Below are 20984 nucleotides of genomic sequence, written 5' to 3'. Positions count from 1 at the left end.
GCTCAACCGATTACCGCCTGCGCGCGACCCGTCCCGCGCAGCACGCGAAACGCGTGGCCGTCGGCATGGAACGTCACCGTCTCCGCCGGATCGAGCTTCAACGCCTTGTCGTAGCGCTTGCGCGGCGAGCCGGTGGCGACGAGTTCGGCCGAGACACCGGCGCGGCGCAACTTGGCGAGCGCTGCCGTGGCTTCTGCCTGCGCGGCGTCATCCTCGATCACCACCACCACGTCAGGGCCGCTGACCACCGGCTCCTCCAGCAGCATCGCCAGCCGCTCGATCCCCGCCGCCCAGCCGACACCCGCGGTCGCCGGCCCACCCAGGCTCTCGACCAGCCCGTCGTAGCGTCCGCCCGCGAGCACGGTGCCCTGCGCGCCGAGCCGGTCGGTGACGAACTCGAACGCGGTGTGGCGATAATAATCGAGTCCGCGCACCAGCCGCGCGTTGCGCGTCCACTTGACCCCGGCGGCGTCGAGCCCGGCGGTGACCGCGTCGAAGAAGGCGCGCGCCTCCGCCGTCAGATAAGCGTCGATGTCGGGCGCGCTGTCGGCGACCGGACGATCGCGCGGGTCCTTGGAATCGAGGATACGCAGCGGGTTCTTGTCGAGCCGCGCGAGGCTGTCCTCCGATAATTCGGCGCGGTGCGCCTCGAAATGCGCCACCAGCGCGGCGCGCCACGCGTCGCGCGTCTCGGCGTCACCGAGTGTGTTCAGCTGCAACGTCACGCCATCGGCAATGCCGAGTTCGTGGAGCAACTGGTCGGCGAGGCACAGCAGTTCGACGTCGGCCGCCGGCTCCGGCGCGCCCAGGATCTCGGCGTCGATCTGGTGGAACTGGCGGTAGCGGCCCTTCTGCGGGCGCTCGTAGCGGAACACCGCGCCGCTGGTGACCAGCTTCAACGGCGCGTACTGCTGCCACCCGCCGGTGATATAGGCCCGCGCGATCCCGGCAGTGAATTCGGGGCGCAACGTCAGGCTGTCGTTGCCGCGATCGGGGAAGGTGTACATTTCCTTCGATACGACATCGGTCGTCTCGCCGATCGAGCGCGCGAACACCTGCGTGTCTTCGAACACCGGCACCTCGACGCGCTCAAAGCAGTAGAGCCGGCGGACACGGTCGAAGGTCGATTGCACGTGCGCGAAGCGGCGCTCGTCGTCGCGGAAGATGTCCTGCGTGCCGCGCACGCGATTGGGAGTCTGAATACGGGCCATAAGCGCGCGCGTATCTAGGCGAGCCCGCGCGCTCGCGCTAGCGGGCTGACATGGATCACGCGGGCAGCTGGTGGGGACGGGTCAAGCGGACGCTGGGACGACGCATCGCGCCGCCGCGGTTCGTGCTCTTCGTGCTGGTCTGCGGCATCGCCGCGGCGCTCTTGCTCCCCGCCATCGGTGTTGGCCGCGGCGTCATGGTCGCATTCGATCTCGGTGCACTCGCATTCCTCGTCTCGCTGGTGCCGCTGTTCGGCGAGACCACCGCGGCAGCGATGCGCCGCTCGACGCGCGCCAACGATGCCAATCGCGCGCTGCTGCTTGGCATCACTGCCGGCACCACCTTCGTGATCCTCGCCGCGGTCAACGGCGAGCTGAAGGGCAAGAACGACGCGCTCGCCATCGCGCTGGTCATCGCCACGCTGGTGCTCGCCTGGCTGTTCTCCAACATGGTCTACGCGCTTCACTACGCGCACCTGTTCTACAGCGAGGAACAGGACGGGCGCGGCGATGCCGGCGGGCTCGACTTCCCGGACACGAAAGAGCCCGATTACTGGGACTTCCTGTATTTCAGCTACACGCTCGGCATGACATTCCAGACCTCCGACGTGACGATCGCGAGCGGACGGATGCGGCGCGTGGCGCTTGGACAGTGCCTGGCGGCGTTCGTGTTCAACCTCGGCGTGCTCGCCTTTACGATCAACACGATCGGTGGCGGCGGAGGGTAGACGCGGGCGGTGTGGCGCCGGTAAGTCCTTCTGACCTACACCAGAACATCCTTAGGGGACCGCTCCGCGCATGATCCGTTCTTTCCTCGGCCTCTCGCTGCTCGCCACCTCGTCGCTCGCCCCCATGATCGCCGCCGCGCAGGTTCCCGCGGGCAATTCCGCGCCGCAGCCCGTGCCGATCGTCGACACGATCCCGGCGGCGAAGGACGTGCGCTTTCCCGGCACGCTCCAGGTCAACGTCGACGCGACCGACACGCAGCGCGGCATCTTCCGCGTGACCGAGACGATCCCCGTGCCCGCCGCCGGGCACATGGTGCTGCTGTTCCCGAAATGGCTGCCGGGTGCGCACAGCCCGCGCGGCGAGATCGAGAAGCTGGCCGGGCTGGTTATCAAGGGTAACGGGCAGGTGATCCCGTGGACGCGCGACACCGTCGACGTCTACGCCTTCCACCTCGACGTGCCCGCGGGCGTCACCCAGTTGGACGCGTCGTTCCAGTTCCTTTCCGCGACGAAGAACGATCAGGGCCGTATTGTCGCGACGCCGACGATGGTCAGCATGGAGCCGAACTCGGTCAGCCTCTACCCGGCCGGCTATTTTACCCGGCAGATCCCGGTGCAGATGACGGTCAAATACCCAGCCGGTTGGACCGCGGCCGGGGCGCTCAAGGCGCAGGTGACCGGATCGACCTACGCGTACGAGCCGACCAACTACGAGATCCTGGTCGACTCGCCGATGCTCGCGGGCAAGTACGGCCGCGTCATCCCACTGTCGTCGCGCGTCAACCTGAACGTCTTCGCCGATGACCCCGCCGAACTGGCCGCCACCCCGGCGCAGATCGACGCGCACAAGCGGCTGGTCGACCAGGCGACGAAGACCTTCGGCGCGCAGCATTACGACCATTACGAGTTCCTGCTGTCGATCACCGATCAACTGGGCGGCATCGGGCTCGAGCATCACCGCTCGAGCGAGAACGGCGTGACGCCAGGCTATTTCACCAAGTGGGATGAGGGGCCGGGCCGCCGCAACCTGTTGCCGCACGAATTCACCCACTCGTGGGACGGCAAATTCCGCCGCGGCGCGGAATTGTGGACGCCCGACTACCGCATGCCGATGCGCGACCAGTCTTTGTGGGTGTATGAGGGGCAGACGCAATTCTGGGGCTACATCCTCCAGGCACGCTCGGGCCTCGTCACCAAGCAGGACACGCTCGATCAGCTCGCGGCGATTGCGGCCAGCTACGATGCACAGCGTGCGCGCGACTGGCGCGACCTGATCGACACCACCAACGACCCGATCATCTCGGCACGCCGGCCGAAGGGCTGGACCAGCTGGCAGCGGTCGGAGGATTATTACAACGAAGGCCTGCTCGTCTGGATGGAGGTCGATTCGCGGCTGCGTGAGTTGTCGGGCGGCAAGAAGTCGATCGACGATTTCGCGCGCGCCTTCTTCGGCATCCGCGACGGCGACTGGGGCGAGGTGACCTACATGTTCGAGGACGTGGCGGCGACGCTCAACAAGATCCAGCCGTACGACTGGGCCGGATTGCTGCGCCAGCGGCTGACCGAGCACGCGCCGGGCGCGCCGATCTCGGGATTCGAGCGCAACGGTTACCGCCTGACCTACGCCGACACGCCGACGCCGTCGTTCAAGAGCGGGGAAGCATCGCGCAAGATCACCGACCTGACCTACTCGGGTGGCATGATCGTCAGCAATGGCGAGAGCAAGGGCGCGGTCACCGGCGTCAGCTGGGGGTCCCCTGCGTTCAACGCGGGTTTGACGGTCGGCGCGACGATCGTGTCGGTCAACGGCGAGCCTTACTCGGCCGACGCGCTGAAGAAGGCGATCCGCGGTGCGCAGACCGCGAATGGTCAGGCCGGTGGCACGCCCGTGCAGCTGATCGTCCGGCAGCAGGACGCCTATCGCACGGTGACGCTCGACTGGCACGGGGGCTTGCGCTACCCGCGCCTCGAAAAAATCAGCAAGGGCGATTCCGGGCTCGACCGCCTGCTCGCACCGCGCTGAGCCTCGGGGCGTGATCCAAGTAACAAGGGACGACAATGCGTATTGACCTAATCCCGGTCGGCAAGAACCCGCCCGACGACCTGAATGTGATTATTGAAGTGCCGACCGGCGGCGAGCCGGTGAAGTACGAGTTCGACAAGGCGTCGGGCGCGCTGTTCGTCGACCGCATCCTGCACACGCCAATGCGCTACCCGGCGAATTACGGCTTCGTGCCGCACACGCTGTCGCCCGACGGCGATCCGCTCGACGCGCTGGTCGTCGCGCGCTCGCCGTTCATCCCGGGCTGCGTCGTGCGCGCGCGCCCGATCGCGGTGCTGAACCTTGAAGATGAAGCGGGCGGCGACGAGAAGCTCGTCTGCGTGCCGGTAGACTCGACTTTCCCCTACTACACCAAGGTCGACGGGCGCGAGGATCTGCCCGAGATCGTGTTCGAGCAGATCGAGCACTTCTTCACCCACTACAAGGACCTGGAAAAGAAGAAGTGGGTGCGCATCGGCACCTGGGGTGACCGCGAGGAAGCGCGCCGGATCACGCTCGAGGCGATCGAGCGCTACAACGCCGCCAAGGCACACGGCGAGGAACCGCACGACCACGACGTTCCGGGTCGCGACTGAACGACAAGGCCGAGGGGCGCCCACCCGGCGCGCCTCTCGGCTTCACAGGCCTTCACTCAGGCAGCCGCACCCGCGGTAAGTTTCAGCCCGGCAATGCAGGCGACCACGCCCGCGATCAGCAGCAGCCGCACCAGACTGGCTGGCTCTCCGAACCAGACGATCCCGACGACGACGGTGCCGAGTGCGCCGATCCCGCCCCACACCGCATAGGCCGTTCCCATCGCGATGCTGCGCGAGGCGATCTCCAGCAGCGTCATCGAGCACGCGACGCTGGCGAGAAAGCCGAGCGTCCAGGGAATGTTGCGGAAACCCTCGACGTGACGCAGGCAGGTCGTGAAGCCGATCTCGAACAACCCGCCGACGATCAGCAGCACCCACGCCATCAATTACGCCCGGCAAGTTGCACCAGCGCATCGCCAGTCACGCGCTGAATCGTCCATTCCTCCATCGGCACCGCGCCGATCTTGCGGTAGAAATCGATCGCCGGTGTGTTCCAGTCGAGCACCGACCACTCGAAGCGCCCGCAACCCCGGTCGAGCGCGATTGCGGCGAGATGCGCGAGCAACGCACGTCCAGCCCCCTGCCCGCGAGCGTCGGGCGTAACGTAAAGATCCTCGAGATAAAGCCCACGCTTGCCGATCCAGGTCGAGAAATTGTGAAAGAACAGCGCGAAGCCGACCGACTCGCCGGCAACCTCCGCAATCAGTGCCTCGGCAGCAGGGTGCTCGCCGAACAGCGCGAGCGCGAGGCTCGACTCATTTGCCTCGACCGCATCGGGTTCGCGTTCATAGACGGCGAGTTCGCGGATGAAGCGCAGGATCGTGGCGACGTCGGCGTGGGTGGCGGGACGGATGTCGGTCATGCCGCCTGCTCTATCGGACTTCGCGCGAGATCGCGACGCCGCGCGGCGTAGAGGCACGCAGCGACGATGATCGCCGCACCCAGCAGCGTGGTCGGCTGCACGCGCTCACCGAAGACGAGCCAGCCGAGCGCGGCGGCGTAGACGAACGAGGTATATTCGGTGGTGGCGAGATATCCCGTCTCACCGTGCGCATAGGCCCAGGCGAGCAGGAACAAGGAGGACGTGCCGAGCGCCGCGGCGATCGCGATCTTCCACCATTCGCCCGCCGGCGGCAGGTGCGCGAGCCACGGGGCAGCGCAGGCGAGGATCGCAGTGACGATGGCAGATTGCAGGAACGCGATTTCGGCCGGGCGCGCGGCCTGGCTCTGGAGCCGCGCGACGACGAGGTTGACCGCGTAGAGGATTGCGGAGGCGAGGATCGCGACCGCGCCCTCGAACGCCTGCGGCCCCATTGCGGCACGCTGCTGCCCGGCGAGGATCACACCGACACCGACGATTGCGACGAGCGAAGCGGCCACGACGCGGCGACCCACACGCTCCTTCAGGAACAATGCGCCGAGCAGGAGGGCGAGCAGCGGAGCGATGTAGGCGAGCGAAATTGCCTGCGCCATCGGCACGCGGGCGAGGCCCCAGAAGAACAGCAGCGCCATCGCCGCCGTGATCGCGCCGCGCGCGAGATGGAGCCGCAGCGCGCGGGCGCTGGGTTGCGGGCGACCGGCGACGATCCACGCCGCACCGCCGAACAGCGTCGACAGCCCCGTGCGCCAGACCAGCGCATTGTAGACGCCCAGCCCGAGCACAAGCGATTTCATGAACGCGTCCATGATCGAGAACAGCCCGATCCCGGCGGCGGCGACCGCGAAAGCGGCGGCAGGGGCGAGGTGTCGCGTGCTCATTCCCGCCCCTCACCAACGGCCGTAGTTGAGCGGAAGTTGAGAAAGTTGACATTCACGCGCGCACGCGGTGCACGTCTCAACTTCGCTCGTCGGCAGGGGCAGGCATGAAGCGTCGGCACGCCCGCGCTATGGCCGATCACCGCGCGATAGGACAGGATCAGTGCGGCGCGAGGCCCATCTCGACCCCGGTCTTGTCGTGGAGCGCGAAGCGATCGACCAGGTCGGCGCTGGCGCGGTTGTAGCCGACGACCTCAACCACGCTGCCGTCGCGCCGGAGCCGCGCGACGATCTTGTCGAGCGCCCCGACGCCGGAGATGTCCCAGAAATGCGCCGCGGTCACGTCGATCAGCACGGCGGAAGCGCGCTCGGCCTGGAACGCGCGGGTGAAGCGGTCGACCGAGGCGAAGAAGATCTCACCCGACACGCGATAGGTCGCCTGCGCACCATCGGCGGTTTCCTCACGCTCGACCGCGAACATCCGCTGCACCTTTCCGGCGAAGAAGATGCCCGACAGCAGCACGCCCGCGAGCACGCCGAGCGACAGGTCGCGCGTCGCCACCACGACGACGACGGTCGCGAGCATCACCGCAGACGAGGTCGGCGGGTGACGACGCAGGTTTGGAATCGAGTTCCAGCTGAACGTACCGATCGACACCATGATCATCACCGCGACCAGCGCGGGCATCGGTACGCGCCCGACCCACGGCCCCAGCACGCTAAGCAGGAACAACAGGAACGCGCCGGCCACGAAGGTCGACAGCCGCCCTCGCCCGCCCGAGGTGACGTTGATCACCGATTGACCGATCATCGCGCAGCCGCCCATCCCGCCGAACAAGGCGGACACGATGTTGGCACCGCCCTGCCCGCCGCATTCCTGCCGCTTGTCGCTGTCGGTATCGGTCATGTCATCGACGATTTGCGCGGTGAGCAACGATTCGAGCAGGCCGACCGCGGCCATCGTCAGCGAGTAGGGCAAGATGATCCGCAGCGTGTCGAGGCTGAGCGGCACCTGCGGCAAAGCGAAGCTAGGCAGGCCATCGGGCAGGCGCCCCATGTCGCCGACGGTGTTGACCGACAGGCCGAGCGCGATGCTGATCGCGCTGAGCACCAAAATCGCGACCAGCGGCGAGGGCACCAGCCTGGTCACGCGCGGCAGGCCATAGATGATCGCGAGCCCGCCCGCGACCATCGCGTAGGTGACCCAGGTCACACCGGTCAGCTGCGGCAGCTGCGCCATGAAGATCAGGATTGCGAGCGCGTTGACGAAGCCGGTGATGACCGAGCGCGAGACGAACTGCATCACGAGGTCGAGCCGCAGCAACCCCGCCACGATCTGGATCAATCCCATCAGGATCGTCGCGGCGAACAGATATTCGACGCCGTGGTCGCGCACCAGCGGGCCGATCAGCACCGCAACCGCGGCGGTGGCGGCGGAAACCATGCCGGGCCGTCCGCCGATCAGCGCGATCGTCATCGCGATCGCGACCGAGGCGTAGAGGCCGACGCGCGGATCGACGCCGGCGATGATCGAGAAGCCGATCGCCTCCGGGATGAGCGCGAGTGCGACGACGATACCGGCCAGCACATCGCGGCGGGCAGCGGCGGCGTCAGTGAACCACTGGCGCCCGTAGGCAGAAAAGTTGAGTGTCATCGAGTATCCACAACAGGGCACGGCACGCCGCGACGGGCGTGCTCAAGAAGAACAGTGCGTGTTGTTGTCCGGCGGATCGGCGGCCGGAATAGCCACCCGGAATTTCACCGGGTCCATGCGAATGGCGCGCCTATAGCCACGGCGTGCGCGCGAAGGCAAGCGGGCGACCGGCGGGCTCGCGTACGGCCACCACCCGCCGCCCGCAGATCACATCGCGATCATCCACACCGCCATCGCGATCATGCCCAGGTTCTCGGTCAGCGAAACGAAACCGAGCGGCACGTTGGTGCTGCCGCCAACGCAGGCGCATTTCAGCTCGCGGCGGTCGACGTACACCGCCTTGAACACCGACACCGCGCCGATTCCGCCGATGACAAGCGCGATCGGCGCCGACAGCCAGGTGAGCACGCCTGCCGCCATCAGCACGCCCGTCGCGCCTTCCGCGAAAGGATAGATGTAGCCGTAGCGCACCCACCGCCTGGCGAGCAGGTCGTAGTTCAGGAACATGGTGGAGAATTTCTCCACGTCCTGCAGCTTCAACAGCGCGAGCACGCTCATGCTGAACCCGCCGAACCACATCAGCGCCGTTCGCGTGAACGGCGTGCCGAACGCGGCCAGGCTGGCAGCGAGGCTGAGCAGGGCGGTGATCGCGAACACGGCGATGATGGGACGGTAGCTCGTCTCGCCCGCGGCCGGCACGTGCTGCCCGAAATGGCGGCGCAGGTCGTCGTAGCCACCGATCCGCGCGCCCTCGATGAACACCTGCGGCGTAGTCTTCACGTCGTGCTCGGCCTTGAACGCGTCGGTCTGTGCGCGCGTCGTCAGCCAGCGATCGTCGACCGCGAAGCCGCGCCGCCGCAGCAGGTCGCGCGCCTTCAGGCCGTAGGGGCAGACGTGGTCGGGCATGACCATGCGATAAAGCACGGCGCGCTGCTGTTCGGTGCGGGTCGTCGACATCGCACCTATATGGGTTCCGTACCACAGTCCGGAGTCAAGACGAGTGACGCTGAAAATCGCGCAACTGGCACAGGCAGGCGGCGTGGGGGTCGAAACGGTCCGCTATTACCAGCGCCGCGGCCTCCTCGCCGAACCTGCGCGAGGATCAGCAGGCGCGATCCGCCGCTACGGCGCCGACGACGTGCGGCGGCTGCGCTTCATCCGGCACGCGCAAGGAGCGGGGTTCACGCTGGCGGAGATCGCCGAACTGCTCGCGCTCGACGCAGGCCACGACCGCGCGCGAGCACGCGAACTGGCGCGCAGCCGGGTCGCCGCCATCGACGCGCAGATCGCCTCGCTGACGCAGGCGCGCGACGCGCTGTCGCGGCTCGCGAGCGAGTGTGCTGGGGGTGGCGAAGGACCGTGCCCGATCCTGGCGGCGTTCGATGAAGGGTGAGGTGCGTGACGCCGCCCGATCTCTTGTCTACCCTTGTCGCGCGAACGCTGCAGGAGGGTGCGAGTGGCGAGGATCAACTATATCGAGCTTCCCGCCAGCGATCTGGCGGCAGTGCGTAGCTTCTACGCGTCCGCGTTCGGGTGGCAGCTGACCGACTACGGCCCGAGCTACGCGGCGACCACCACCGGCACGGTCGACCTGAGGCTACAAGGCGACTTGAGCGAAGCCACCGCAATGCCGCTGCCGGTAATGCAGGTCGAGGACATCGAGGCGACGCAGCGCGCGGTGACCGAGGCCGGGGGACGGATCAGCAAGGCGATCTTTGCCTTTCCCGGCGGGCGACGCTTTCACTTCCTCGACCCGAACGGGCACGAGTTGGCGGTCATGCAGGCCGACTGACCAGACTGATCGAGCGTGCCGGCTAAGCGAAGGACGATGGGCGCGCGCTGACGGCCTCTGCCCGAACTATTCCGCCGCCAGCTTCGCCGCGGCCGCGTGCGACTCGATCTCGGCGGCTTTGGCTTCGACCAGGCGGACGATGTGGTCGATCATGTCGGCGTCTTGGACGTGGTGGTCGGTGACGCCCGACAGATAGACCATGTGCTTGCCGTTGCCGCCGCCGGTGATGCCGACATCGGTCTCGCGCGCCTCGCCGGGGCCGTTGACGACGCAGCCGAGCACCGACAGCGACATCGGCGTGCGGATGTGCTGGAGCCGCTCCTCCAGCGCCTGCACCGTGCGGATCACGTCGAAGCCCTGCCGCGCGCACGACGGGCACGAGACGACGCGGACGCCGCGGTTGCGGATGCCGAGTGCCTTCAGAATCTCGAACCCGACGCGGACCTCGTCCTCGGGCTCCGCCGACAAAGACACGCGGATCGTGTCGCCGATGCCGAACCAGAGCAGCGAGCCGATGCCGATCGAGGATTTGACGGTGCCGCCGACGAAGCCGCCCGCCTCGGTGATGCCGAGGTGCAGCGGGCAGTCGACCACGCTGGCGAGCTGCTGATAAGCGGCGACCGCGAGGAAGAAGTCCGACGCCTTTACCGCGACCTTGTACTCGTGGAAGTCGTGGTCCTGCAGCAGCTTGATATGGTCCATCGCCGATTCGACCAAGGCATCGGGGCACGGCTCGCCGTATTTCTCGAGCAGGTGCTTCTCGAGACTGCCGCCGTTGACGCCGATGCGGATCGCGCAGCCGTTCGCCTTGGCCGCGCGCACGACCTCGGCGACGCGGTCGGGCGAGCCGATGTTGCCGGGGTTGATGCGCAGGCAGGCCGCACCCGCGTCCGCCGCCTCCAGCGCGCGTTTGTAGTGGAAGTGGATGTCGGCGATGATCGGCACGTTCGCGGCGCGCACGATCTCGGGCAGCGCGGCGGTCGAATCGGTGTCGGGGCACGACACGCGGATCAGGTCGACGCCGACATCCTCGCAGCGGCGGATCTGGTCGATGGTGGCAGCAGCGTCGCTGGTCGGGGTGTTGGTCATCGTCTGCACGGTGACGGGTGCGCCGCCGCCGACAGGGACGTTGCCGACCATGATCTGGCGGCTCTCTCGGCGGACGATGTCGCGCCACGGACGAATGGACATGCGCCTCCATATACGCGTCGAGGCGCGCTGCCGAAAGCCCGGCCGAACGCGCCAGGTGGAGCCGTTCCGGCGCGATCGGCAATGTTTCGTTGAGGAAGCGCAAGCTATGGCGGCATCATGCCCCCCACTCCCCCTGCCCGGCATTTGTCCGGTCGGCATTACGGCCTCGACTGGCTGCGGATCGGCGCGTTCGCGCTGCTGATCCTGTACCACGCGACATTGGTGTTCGTGCCGGGACACTGGGTGATCAAGTGGCCCGAGACGAACCCGGCGCTGCTGGTGCCGCTCGCGTTCCTGACGCCGTGGCGGCTGCCGCTGCTATTCGCGGTTTCGGGGTTCGCGACCCGGCGGCTGCTGATGCGCTCGCCGTCGCTTCACGATTTCGTGCGCGGGCGCAGCAAGCGGTTGCTGGTACCGCTCGGCTTTGGGTTGCTGGTGCTGCTGGTCCCTGAATTGTGGGTGCGTGCGAAGCTGGCGGGCGATCCACTGTCGCTGCCGCAATATTGGCTGCACGAATATTGGCTGCCCGATCCGCGCTACGGCCTCGGCTTCCCGGCGTGGGAGCATCTGTGGTTCGTGCTCTACCTGTGGGTGTACACGATGCTGCTCGCGCTGCTGATCGCCGCGCGCGGGTCGGCGTGGGTGCAGGCGCGGGTCGAGGCGCTGACTGCCGAGCGGCGTATCCTGTGGTTGCCGATCGCGCTGCTCGCCGCCGCGCGACTGTCGCTGATGTTCGTCGTGCCCGAGCAGCACGGGCTGTTCACCGACTGGAGCGGGCATGTGCAATATGCGTCGTTCCTGCTGTTCGGCTTCGCGCTGGGCGGATCGCCGCTGCTGTGGCAGCGGATCGCGGCGCACTGGCGCGTGGGCGCGCCGGTGGCACTGCTGTGCGGGTGCGTGGTCGCGTGGGTCGAGCACGCCTATCCGGGCAGCAACGTGCCGCCGCACGCGGTCGCCGCCGCCGAGCGCGCGGCTCAGGTGGCGATGGCCTGGTCGATGCTGCTGATCCTGCTGCATGTCGCCGATCGCTGGTTCGACCGCGACGCGCGCTGGCGTGCGACGCTCGCGGAGGCGGTGTTCCCCGCCTATCTGATCCACCATCCCGTGATCGTAGTGACGGCGTGGACCATCCTGCCGCTCGGCCTGTCGGCGGAGGCGGGGTTCGCGGTCGTGGTCGCCACGACGATCGCGGCGTGCACGGGCTTCTACCTGCTGGCGCGCGCGATACCGCTGCTGAGACCGGTTGCGGGGCTGGGCGTGCTGCCGCCGACGCCGCCGCGACACCGGATCGTTCCGGCCGAGTAGCCGGCCCGAATAGTTGGGTGAGTTGGCGTGCGCGCGGCGAAGCTGCTAGGCGCGCCGCCATGCAACGCCACTACGGGCTCGACTGGCTCCGCATCGGCGCCTTCGCGCTCCTGATCCTCTATCACGTCGGCATGGTGTTCGTGCCGTGGGACTATCACGTGAAGCTCGACGGGCCGGTGTGGGCGACCGTGCCGATGATGGCGAGCAACCCGTGGCGACTGTCGCTGCTGTTCATCGTCTCGGGCTACGCCAGCCGGGTGCTGCTCAAGCGGCAGTCGAGCCGCCTCAAGTTCGCGCGCAACCGTACCGCGCGGTTGCTGGTGCCGCTGATCTTCGGAATGGCGGTGATCGTGCCGCCGCAGGCGTGGGTCGAGTTGGTGACCAAGCGCGGCTACCCGCACGGCTTCGCGTGGTTCTGGCTGCACGATTATTTCCGCTTCGATGCTCGCCTCGGCATGCCGCTGCCGACGTGGAACCACCTGTGGTTCGTCGCCTATCTGTGGATCTACACGCTGGCGATCACGCTCGCGGTCGCAGTGACGCCGAAGGCTGCACGCGAGGCGGCGCAGCGCGGGTTCGAGGCGCTGTTCCGCGGCCCCGTGCTGCTGCTCGCCCCGCTCGTCTGGATGGTGCTGGTCAATCTGGTGCTGTTCCCGGGCGGGCGCGAGACGCACGCGGTGCTGGGCGACTGGGTGGCGCACGCGACCTATTTCCCCGCGTTCCTGTTCGGCTTCGCGCTGGCGCGCGCCGACACGGTGCTGGCGAGCCTCGTGCGCTGGTGGAAGCTGTCGGCCACGATCGCAGTCGCGTCGTTCGCGCTGGTCGCGGGGATCGAGCTGACCTGGCCCGGCGTCGCGCGCGCGCCCGACGGCGTCGGCGAGCTGTTCTCGGTCGCACGCGCGGTCGAGGGGTGGTTCGCGATCGCGGCGCTGATCGGGTTCGCCGACAGCCACTGGAACCGCGACCATCGCTGGCGCCCGATGCTGACCGAGGCGGTGTTCCCGTTCTACATCATCCACCAGACGCTGATCGTCGTGATCGGCTGGTGGCTGCGCGACGCAGGGCTGCCGATGCTGACGGACTTCCTGATTCTGGTGGCGGCGACCGTGGCAGGATGCTGGGCGTTCTACCTGGTCGGGCGGCGGATACCGCTGGTCCGGCCGTTGATCGGGCTCAGGCGGCACGCGTCGCGCCGCACCCACGTCGATCCGCGCCCCGCGATCGCCTGAGCCTCAAGGAGCTTACGCCATGCCTACCAACTGGACGCTGGTGATCCACGGCGGCGCCGGGATCATCAACCGCGGGGTCCTCACGCCCGAGCAGGATGCGGGCGCACGTGCCGCGCTGACCCGCGCGCTGGAGGCGGGCTCGGCGGTGCTGGCGAGCGATGGCGCGGCGATCGACGCGGTCGAGGCGGCGGTGCGCGTGCTGGAGGACGATCCGCACTTCAATTCCGCGCGCGGCGCGGTGCTGACCTTCGACGGCAAGGTAGAGCTCGATGCCGCGATCATGGACGGGCGTGACCGATCGGCGGGCGCGGTCGCGGGGGTGAGCGCGGCGCGCAACCCCGTCACGCTGGCGCGCGCGGTCAAGGATCACAGCCCGCACGTGCTGCTGACCGGCGCGGGCGCGGACACGTTCGCGCGCGAGCAATGCGTCGAGCAGGCGGGCGAGGACTGGTTCGTGGTGCCCGAACGCCGCGCGCAGCTGGCGGCGATGAAGGCGAGCGAGGACTGGTTCGACGTCGACATGAAGTACGGCACCGTCGGCGCGGTGGCGTGCGACGCGCACGGGCACGTCGCCGCCGCGACCTCGACCGGCGGGGTGACCGGCAAGCGCTGGGGCCGGGTCGGCGACTCGCCGCTGATCGGCGCGGGCACCTGGGCAGACGATCGCGCCTGCGCGGTGTCGGCGACGGGCTCTGGCGAGTATTTCATCCGCGAGAGCGTCGGGCACGAGATCGGCGCGCGCGTGCGGATGCTGGGCGAGCCGTTGCAGACGGCAGCCGACGCGGTGATGACCGGCGTCAAGGCGCTTGGCGGCAGCGGCGGGGTGATCGTGACCGGCCCGCATGGAGCGGCGGTTTGGAGCTTCACGACTGAGGGCATGTACCGCGGGCAGGTGTCGGCGGGCAGCGAAGCACGAGTCGCGATCTACGCCGACGAGGGGTGAGCGACTTAGGACTCAGACCCCGCGCCCATTGAGCGCAGGCGCGCCGCAAGCTACGGCGAGCACATGGCTGTATATTTCTACGAGGAAGACCTGCCGGGCGACGTGTTCGCACCCGGCGCCGCGATCGCGGTCGACACCGAGACGATGGGGCTGATCACGCCGCGCGACCGGCTGTGCGTGGTGCAATTGTCCGATGGGCTGGGCGACGAGCATCTGGTCCGCTTCAACCCCGGCAGCGATTACGCCGCGCCCAATCTGAAGCGCGTGCTGGCCGATCCGTCGCGGCTGAAGCTCTACCATTTCGGCCGCTTCGATATCGCGGCGCTTCGCTTCTACCTCGGCGTGGTCGCCGCACCGGTGTACTGCACCAAGATCGCGTCGCGGCTGGTGCGTACCTACACCGATCGCCACGGCTTGAAGGAACTGGCGAAGGAACTGCTCGGGCAGGATATTTCCAAGCAGCAGCAATCGTCCGACTGGGGAGGGCCCGAGCTATCCGAGGCGCAGCGCGATTACGCCGCGTCCGACGTGCGCTACCTGCACCGCATGAAGGAAGAGCTGGACAAGCGCCTGATCCGCGAGGGGCGGATGGAACTGGCGCAGGCGTGCTTCGATTTCCTGCCGGCACGCGCCGAACTCGACATCGCGGGCTGGCCCGAGGTCGACATTTTCGCGCACGCCTGACCAGTCGGAGTAGCGCATGAGCGAGCTTGCCCGCCGTACCTTGTCGGAGCGCCAGCAATGGGCGCGCCCGGGCGGTCGCCACGATCGGCTGATCCGCACGTCGAACTGGCTGATCCCCGCCTCGATCGGCGTGCTGACCGCGTTTCTGGTCATGGCGCCGCTGACGATGGCGGGCGACGTGTCGTTCGTGCTCGACAAGAACAAGGTCGACGTCGCCAAGGAGCGCTTGAAGCTGCAATCGGCGACCTATCGCGGCACCGACACCAAGGGGCAGCCGTTCGAGCTCCAGGCGGGTTCGGCGGTGCAGAAGAGCTCGGCCGAGGCGGTGGTGCGGATCCAGCAGATGGCGGCGGCGATCCAGCTGCAGGACGGTCCCGCGCGTCTGACGGCGCCGCGCGCGCGCTACGACATGGATACCGAGAAGGTGCGCGTCGATGGCGGCATCGCGGTACGCGCGCCCAACAATTACACGCTCGATACCTCGAACGCCGACGTTGATCTGAAAACGCGGCAGCTGACCTCCACCGCACCGGTCACGGGCACGGTCAGGCAGGGCAATTTCAGCGCGAACAGCATGTCCGCCGATCTGGAATCGCGCACGGTCAGGCTGAACGGCAACGCGCGCTTGCGCATTGTGCCGAGACAAACGAAATGAGCGCCATGCGCCGCTCGCTTTTGACCCTGACGCTGCTCGTCGTCGCTGCCCCCGCGGCGGCGCAGAGCAAGCACAACACCAACGCGCCAATCGATTTCGGTGCGGACCAGATCGAGCTGCAGGACAAGGCGAACCGCGCGGTGCTGACCGGCAATGTCGCGGTCCGCCAAGCGGAGATGACGCTCAACGCGCAGCGGCTGAACGTCGCTTACACCGGCGAGGTCGTCGACGGTAACCCGCAGGTGTCGAGGCTGGACGCGTCGGGCGGGGTGACGGTGCGCCGTCCCGACCAGACTGCGCGCGGGCAGTACGCCGTGTACGACCTCAACCGCCGGGTCATCACCATGCTGGGCAATGTACGGCTGACGCAGGGGCCGAATACCGTCAACGGCGCGCGGCTGACGATCAACCTCGATACCGGGCGTGCGGTGATCGACGGGTCGGCGGTCGCGGGCGGTAGTGGCAGCGGGACCGGTGGCAACGTCCAGCGCGCACCGACCGGGCGCGTGACGGGCACCTTCTCGGTTCCCAAGCGGAGCTGAGGTCCGGCCCGACTGGCCGAACCGCGCGCAATCAGCGCGCGGGCGCGGAGAGCAACCGTGCCAGCTTGGCCTTCAACCCGCGCAGCGTGTTGCCCGACACGGTCTGGACGCTCGACAGCGAGATCGCGCGCGGATTGACCGGCACGCCGTTCTTCCACACTTCCCAGTGCAGGTGCGGCCCCGTCGACATGCCGGTCGAGCCGACATAGCCGATCACCTGCCCGCGCTGGACACGGGTGCCGGACGACACCGCGATCCGGCTCATGTGGCCGTAGCCCGAGGCGTAGCCGCCCGCGTGCGCCAGCTTGACGAAATTGCCGTAGCCGCCGCTGCGTCCCGCGAACTGCACGACACCGTCGATCGCGGCGTAGATCGGGCTGCCGTAGGGCGCACCGATGTCGATCCCCTTGTGCATCCGCATGAAGCCGAGCAGCGGGTGCATGCGATAACCGAAGGTCGAGGTGACGCGCCCGGCAACCGGCATGCCCATGAAGCCGCGCCGCTCGACCTGACCCGCCGGGTCCATGAAGCTGCCGCCCTCACCGTCCTTGTCGCCCCAGCGGACGAGCTGGAGCCGGCGCTTGCCCGCGGCATCGACGAGCCCGGCGTACTGGAGCTGCCCGACCTCGACCTCGCCGGTGGCCGCGCGCGCCTGATCGGCGACGAGGTCGAACGTGTCGGCGGCACCGACCTCGCCGATCGGCATGCGCGCGGCGACCGCCTTGATGTACGATTCCACCACGCGCGCGGGCACGCCGGCGGCGCGCATCGAGCGGTACAGGCCGTCGCCCACCAGCCCGCGGACGTGCAGAGGCGCGCGGTCGATGCTGATTGGCTGGCGATCGAGCAGCAGCGCGTCACCGGCGCGGTTGACCGCGAGGTTGAGATCGAATCCGGCGCGAAACGTGAGCTTCTCGATCGGGCGCGGTTGCAGCCGCGACGGGCGACGCCCCATCGTCAGCGACAGGATCGTGCCGGGCTTGAGCTGGTCGAGCGCGACCGCGCCCGAGACGAGCGTGGCGACGCGCGCGGCCTCGTTCATGCCGACGCCCGCGCGGCCGAGCGCGTTGGACAGCGTATCGCCGCCGCCCAGCGTCACCGTCAGGTCGATCTGCGGACGCTCGGGCGTCTCGGTCAGGTGACGGACGAGGCCGGAGGCAGCCATGCGGCGGCCGGTGGTGGCGCCGAGCCCGAGCGGCGCGATCCCCTGCGTGCGGGTTTCCTCCAGCGCCACGCCGGTCACCGCCGGGGGAGCGTAGCCGAGCACGGGCGGCATGCCCGGGCGCGTCATCCATGCCGCCCCGATCAGCGCAACACAGGTCGCCGCCCCGCGCCACCACGTCCGGCTGCCGATGTTCTGGCCGAGATCGGGTACCCAGTCGGTGTGGACCGCCGCGTCGCGGAGCCGATCGGCGATCGACGACGGCACGAGCGGCGCCGCGGCCGGGACGAGCGCGCGCATCCGCGCCGATCCCGCGGCACCTGCCAGCTCCAGCCCTTGCTGTTCACGCAGAAACAAAAACGGCGTCCCCGCCCCGGTGTGACAAAATGTGCGCCGTGTTCCCCCGGCACCTGGGTCGCCGCGTTGTGGACGCGAGGTGCTAAAGTCAAATTAACCGGGGTGACGAATGGCGTGCTTCGCGGCCGAACGCCCGACACGCGCGACGAACCCGCCCGGCTCAAAGGAAGTGATTGCATCGCCTCGCCTTCGACCCGATGTAGGTCGGGCAATGAGTGCGCGTGACGACGCCCGAGTGACGGCAGTGTTGGGCCCGACCAACACCGGCAAGACCCATCTCGCGATCGAGCGGATGTGCGCGCATTCGAGCGGATGCATCGGCTTTCCGCTGCGCCTGCTGGCCCGCGAGGTCTATGACCGGGTTGTTGCTTTGAAGGGCCGCGAGCGCGTCGCGCTGGTGACGGGCGAGGAGCGCATCGTTCCGAAGGACGCGCGCTGGTTCCTGTGCACGGTCGAATCAATGCCGATGCAGCGCGACTTCGCGTTCGTTGGGATCGACGAGGCGCAACTGGGCGCCGACCAGGAGCGCGGACACGTCTTCACCGACCGGCTGCTGCGCGCGCGCGGGCGCGAGGAGACGATGATCCTCGGCTCGGAAGCGCTGCGTCCGGTGCTGCGCAACCTGATCCCCGGCATCGAGATCGTCGAGCGGCCGCGCTTCTCGACGCTCAGCTACGGCGCGGCGAAGAAGCTGTCGCGCCTGCCCCGTCGCTCCGCCGTGGTCGCCTTCTCCGCCGAGGAAGTCTACGCCACCGCCGAGATGCTCCGGCGACTGCGCGGCGGGGCGGCGGTGGTGATGGGCGCATTGTCGCCGCGCACGCGCAATGCGCAGGTGCAGATGTTCCAGGCGGGCGAGGTCGACTATCTCGTCGCGACCGACGCAATCGGCATGGGGCTGAACCTGGATGTCGGGCACGTCGCCTTCGCGGGCCTGCACAAGTTCGACGGGCGGCGGCGTCGTCGGCTGACGGTGGCGGAGATGGCACAGATCGCGGGACGCGCGGGGCGGCACCAGCGCGACGGGACGTTCGGCGCGCTGACCGAGGAAGGCGATGAGGCGTTCCTGCCCGAAGAAATACAGGCGATCGAGGGGCATCGCTTTCCCAAACTCGACTGGCTCTACTGGCGCGAGGGCGAGCCCGACCTGTCGAGCATCGACGCGCTGATCGCCAGCCTGTCGAGAAAGCCCGAGATGCCCGGCGGAACCGTCACCATGCTGCGCCCCGCGCCCGAGGCGCTCGATCTGAAGGTGCTGAAACGGTTGGCCGACGAGCCGCAGGTGCGCGACGCGGTGCGCGCAGGCGGGCGCGGCAATGTCGCGCGACTGTGGGCGGCGTGCGGCATCCCCGATTTCGCCAAGCTCGGCCTCGACCCGCACGCGCGCTTCGTCGGGCGGGTGTTCGCTTACCTGGCGCAAGGGTTCATTCCGCACCAATGGTTCGCCGACGAGGTCGCGCGGCTTGACCGCACCGACGGCGATGTCGAGACGATCGCGGGGCGGATCGCCAGCATCCGCAGCTGGACGTATATCGCGCAGCGGCCTGACTGGCTGGCGGAGCCCGAGACCTGGGCGGCGCGCGCGCTGGAGGTGGAGGAGCGGCTGTCCGACGCGCTCCACGCCAGTCTGACGCAGCGCTTCGTCGACAAGCGCACCACCGCGCTGATGCGCAAGATCGGCGCAGGAGCGGGTGAGCTGCCGGTCGAGATCGGTGCGGAGGGCGAGGTGACGATCGACGCGCACGCGATCGGGCGGCTCGACGGGTTCCGCTTCACCGTCGCGCCCGAGGCGCGTGCCGCCGACAAGCGGCTGCTGCTCGCCACCGCGGAGAAACGGCTGGGTACTGAGCGGCGCCGGCGCGCAGAGGCGGTGATCGCGGCCGACGACGAGGCGTTCGCGCTGGCGGAGGACGGCGGCATCGTCGCGCACGGCAGCGAACTCGCGCGGCTGGCGCGGGGAAGCTCGCTGGCGCGCCCGGCGGTGGTGCTCGACCCCGCGCTCGCCTGCCTCGATCCGCAGTTGCGCGAGCGCGTCGCGACGCGCGTACGCGACTGGGTGACGGCGAGTATCGCCAAGCGCCTGCCCGCGCTCGCCAAATTGGCCGAGGCGACGCGCGCGGCGGAAGCCGGGCCGGCGCTCCGCAGCATCGCGGGCGCGCTGGAGACGGGCGCGGGGATTGCCGCGCGCGCACCGCTGACCGCGTCGCTCGACGCGCTGGATGGTGGCGCGCGGCACTGGCTCAGGCGCGCCGGCGTCACGATCGGCGCGCTCGACCTGTTCGACCCACGGCTGCTCAAGCCCGGTGCGCGCGCGTGGCGGCAGGCGCTGATCGCGGCGATGCACGGTGCGGCGCCGCCTGTCCCGCCGGCGGGCGCCACCGTGCTGCCGCGCGCGACGCCGGGCGCGATGGTGGGGATGGGCTATCGTCCGCTCGGCGCACAGGCGGTTCGGATCGACCTGGTCGAGCGGATCGCGCGTGCTGCGCACGAGGCGCGCGCGGCGAGCAAGGAAGGCGCGCGCGCGCCGTTCGCCGCCGACCCCGCGCTCGCGACCTCGATCGGGCTCGAGCCCGAAACGCTGGCGCGGTTGATGGCGGAATTGGGTTTCCGTGCCGCGGACAGGCGCGGCGGCGAGACGGCGGACGGCAGCAACCGCTACGTCTGGCGCGGACGGCCCAGACCCAAGGCGCCGCCGGCCGCGGCAGCGGCGCGGCCGGGCAATGCCTTCGCGGCGCTCGGCGACCTGATGCGGGCGCATTGATGCCGGGCGTGGTCCCGAGCGGCACGACGACGATGCGGCTTGACCGCTTCCTGTGGTTCACGCGGCTGACCAAGACGCGCAGCGTCGCGCAGGCGCTGGCGGCGGCGGGGCGGCTGCGGATCGACGGGCGGGTGATCGACCGCGCGCACGCGAGCGTCCGCGTCGGCAACATCCTGACCTTCGCGCATCACGACCGCGTGCTGGTGGTGCGGATCGAGGCGCTGCCGCATCGCCGCGGGCCGGCACCCGAGGCGCGCGGCTGCTATCAGGAACTGACCACGGGCACGTCGGTTGATGGCGCACCTGCCCCGCATGCGAACAACTCGCAGCAATGGCTGGAAGATTGACGCTTCCCCGCGTCGCGCATAGCAGCGGCGCAAAATT

General features: G+C 68.8%; 21 protein-coding genes and 1 other annotated feature. Of the genes, 13 read left to right on the top strand and 8 right to left on the bottom strand.

What is annotated here, in order from left to right:
- Nucleotides 1-2 precede the first annotated feature (2 nt).
- Nucleotides 3-1211, bottom strand: coding sequence for a histidine--tRNA ligase (gene hisS / locus BMW51_RS12345; RefSeq protein WP_093006776.1), 1209 nt, complete (start codon nucleotides 1209-1211; stop codon nucleotides 3-5).
- A gap of 50 nt (nucleotides 1212-1261) precedes the next feature.
- On the opposite strand from hisS, the gene BMW51_RS12340 reads away from it, so the two are divergent.
- The 3 genes from BMW51_RS12340 to ppa all read left to right on the top strand — a co-directional run bounded on the left by BMW51_RS12340 (nucleotide 1262) and on the right by ppa (nucleotide 4573).
- Nucleotides 1262-1936: a DUF1345 domain-containing protein gene (locus BMW51_RS12340; RefSeq protein WP_093006774.1), complete on the top strand. Its 675-nt coding sequence runs from the start codon at nucleotides 1262-1264 to the stop codon at nucleotides 1934-1936.
- 70 nt (nucleotides 1937-2006) lie between these two features.
- A complete protein-coding gene (locus tag BMW51_RS12335; protein WP_093006772.1) occupies nucleotides 2007-3959 on the top strand; it encodes a M61 family metallopeptidase in 1953 nt (650 codons plus the stop codon).
- Between the two features lie 35 nt (nucleotides 3960-3994).
- On the top strand, nucleotides 3995-4573 hold the full coding sequence (gene ppa, locus BMW51_RS12330; RefSeq protein WP_093006770.1) for an inorganic diphosphatase: 579 nt from the start codon (nucleotides 3995-3997) through the stop codon (nucleotides 4571-4573).
- 56 nt (nucleotides 4574-4629) lie between these two features.
- Here ppa and BMW51_RS12325 read toward each other — a convergent pair whose 3' ends face one another.
- The 5 genes from BMW51_RS12325 to BMW51_RS12305 all read right to left on the bottom strand — a co-directional run bounded on the left by BMW51_RS12325 (nucleotide 4630) and on the right by BMW51_RS12305 (nucleotide 8939).
- A complete protein-coding gene (locus tag BMW51_RS12325; protein WP_093006768.1) occupies nucleotides 4630-4956 on the bottom strand; it encodes a DMT family transporter in 327 nt (108 codons plus the stop codon).
- On the bottom strand, nucleotides 4956-5435 hold the full coding sequence (locus BMW51_RS12320; protein WP_093006766.1) for a GNAT family N-acetyltransferase: 480 nt from the start codon (nucleotides 5433-5435) through the stop codon (nucleotides 4956-4958). The genes BMW51_RS12325 and BMW51_RS12320 overlap by 1 nt, the downstream gene beginning before the upstream one ends.
- Nucleotides 5432-6331, bottom strand: coding sequence for a DMT family transporter (locus BMW51_RS12315; protein WP_093006764.1), 900 nt, complete (start codon nucleotides 6329-6331; stop codon nucleotides 5432-5434). Before BMW51_RS12315 ends, BMW51_RS12320 begins: the two co-directional genes overlap by 4 nt.
- A 157-nt stretch (nucleotides 6332-6488) precedes the next feature.
- A complete protein-coding gene (locus BMW51_RS12310; RefSeq protein ID WP_093006763.1) occupies nucleotides 6489-7982 on the bottom strand; it encodes a SulP family inorganic anion transporter in 1494 nt (497 codons plus the stop codon).
- A 62-nt stretch (nucleotides 7983-8044) separates the two neighbouring features.
- Nucleotides 8045-8100, bottom strand: a sequence feature (sul1 is cis-regulatory element that is thought to sense ions involved in sulfur or methionine metabolism; They are found in Alphaproteobacteria).
- An 89-nt stretch (nucleotides 8101-8189) separates the two neighbouring features.
- Nucleotides 8190-8939 carry a MauE/DoxX family redox-associated membrane protein gene (locus BMW51_RS12305; RefSeq protein ID WP_093006761.1) on the bottom strand — a complete coding sequence of 250 codons (750 nt, stop codon included), beginning with the start codon at nucleotides 8937-8939 and terminating at the stop codon, nucleotides 8190-8192.
- A gap of 43 nt (nucleotides 8940-8982) precedes the next feature.
- Here BMW51_RS12305 and BMW51_RS12300 point away from each other — a divergent pair, with 43 nt between their 5' ends.
- Nucleotides 8983-9375 (top strand): MerR family transcriptional regulator, encoded by a 393-nt coding sequence (locus BMW51_RS12300; protein ID WP_093006759.1) that lies wholly within the window; start codon nucleotides 8983-8985, stop codon nucleotides 9373-9375.
- Nucleotides 9376-9438: 63 nt separating this feature from the next.
- Nucleotides 9439-9774: a VOC family protein gene (locus BMW51_RS12295; RefSeq protein WP_093006758.1), complete on the top strand. Its 336-nt coding sequence runs from the start codon at nucleotides 9439-9441 to the stop codon at nucleotides 9772-9774.
- A gap of 66 nt (nucleotides 9775-9840) precedes the next feature.
- Here the strand turns inward: BMW51_RS12295 and ispG are convergent, their stop codons facing one another.
- The gene (gene ispG, locus BMW51_RS12290) at nucleotides 9841-10965 is read right to left on the bottom strand and encodes a flavodoxin-dependent (E)-4-hydroxy-3-methylbut-2-enyl-diphosphate synthase (RefSeq protein ID WP_093006756.1); all 1125 of its coding nucleotides are present in this window, start codon (nucleotides 10963-10965) and stop codon (nucleotides 9841-9843) included.
- A 117-nt stretch (nucleotides 10966-11082) separates the two neighbouring features.
- Here ispG and BMW51_RS12285 point away from each other — a divergent pair, with 117 nt between their 5' ends.
- The 6 genes from BMW51_RS12285 (at nucleotide 11083) to BMW51_RS12260 (ending at nucleotide 16323) form a co-directional block, all read left to right on the top strand.
- Nucleotides 11083-12270, top strand: coding sequence for an acyltransferase family protein (locus tag BMW51_RS12285; protein ID WP_093006754.1), 1188 nt, complete (start codon nucleotides 11083-11085; stop codon nucleotides 12268-12270).
- A gap of 59 nt (nucleotides 12271-12329) precedes the next feature.
- On the top strand, nucleotides 12330-13499 hold the full coding sequence (locus BMW51_RS12280) for an acyltransferase family protein (protein WP_093006752.1): 1170 nt from the start codon (nucleotides 12330-12332) through the stop codon (nucleotides 13497-13499).
- Nucleotides 13500-13518: 19 nt separating this feature from the next.
- Nucleotides 13519-14442 (top strand): isoaspartyl peptidase/L-asparaginase family protein, encoded by a 924-nt coding sequence (locus tag BMW51_RS12275; RefSeq protein ID WP_093006750.1) that lies wholly within the window; start codon nucleotides 13519-13521, stop codon nucleotides 14440-14442.
- Between the two features lie 63 nt (nucleotides 14443-14505).
- Nucleotides 14506-15126 (top strand): ribonuclease D, encoded by a 621-nt coding sequence (locus BMW51_RS12270; protein ID WP_093006748.1) that lies wholly within the window; start codon nucleotides 14506-14508, stop codon nucleotides 15124-15126.
- Between the two features lie 16 nt (nucleotides 15127-15142).
- Nucleotides 15143-15781, top strand: a complete 639-nt coding sequence (lptC, locus tag BMW51_RS12265; RefSeq protein WP_093006746.1) for an LPS export ABC transporter periplasmic protein LptC — start codon at nucleotides 15143-15145, stop codon at nucleotides 15779-15781.
- Nucleotides 15778-16323 carry an LptA/OstA family protein gene (locus tag BMW51_RS12260; RefSeq protein WP_425440992.1) on the top strand — a complete coding sequence of 182 codons (546 nt, stop codon included), beginning with the start codon at nucleotides 15778-15780 and terminating at the stop codon, nucleotides 16321-16323. The genes lptC and BMW51_RS12260 overlap by 4 nt, the downstream gene beginning before the upstream one ends.
- Before the next feature lie 31 nt (nucleotides 16324-16354).
- Here the strand turns inward: BMW51_RS12260 and BMW51_RS12255 are convergent, their stop codons facing one another.
- The gene (locus tag BMW51_RS12255; RefSeq protein WP_177171648.1) at nucleotides 16355-17842 is read right to left on the bottom strand and encodes a M23 family metallopeptidase; all 1488 of its coding nucleotides are present in this window, start codon (nucleotides 17840-17842) and stop codon (nucleotides 16355-16357) included.
- Between the two features lie 211 nt (nucleotides 17843-18053).
- Between BMW51_RS12255 and BMW51_RS12250 the strand changes: the two genes are divergently transcribed.
- Nucleotides 18054-20600, top strand: a complete 2547-nt coding sequence (locus tag BMW51_RS12250) for a helicase-related protein (protein ID WP_093006742.1) — start codon at nucleotides 18054-18056, stop codon at nucleotides 20598-20600.
- Complete coding sequence (locus BMW51_RS12245; RefSeq protein ID WP_177171647.1) at nucleotides 20600-20947, top strand: RNA-binding S4 domain-containing protein; 348 nt, start codon at nucleotides 20600-20602, stop codon at nucleotides 20945-20947. Before BMW51_RS12250 ends, BMW51_RS12245 begins: the two co-directional genes overlap by 1 nt.
- Nucleotides 20948-20984: the final 37 nt, after the last annotated feature.

The sequence above is a fragment of the Sphingomonas palmae genome (assembly GCF_900109565.1).
In the GTDB taxonomy this organism is placed as follows: Bacteria; Pseudomonadota; Alphaproteobacteria; order Sphingomonadales; family Sphingomonadaceae; genus Sphingomonas; species Sphingomonas palmae.
Note: the sequence above shows the minus strand (reverse complement) of the source record. Positions and strands in the feature narration are given on the sequence as shown.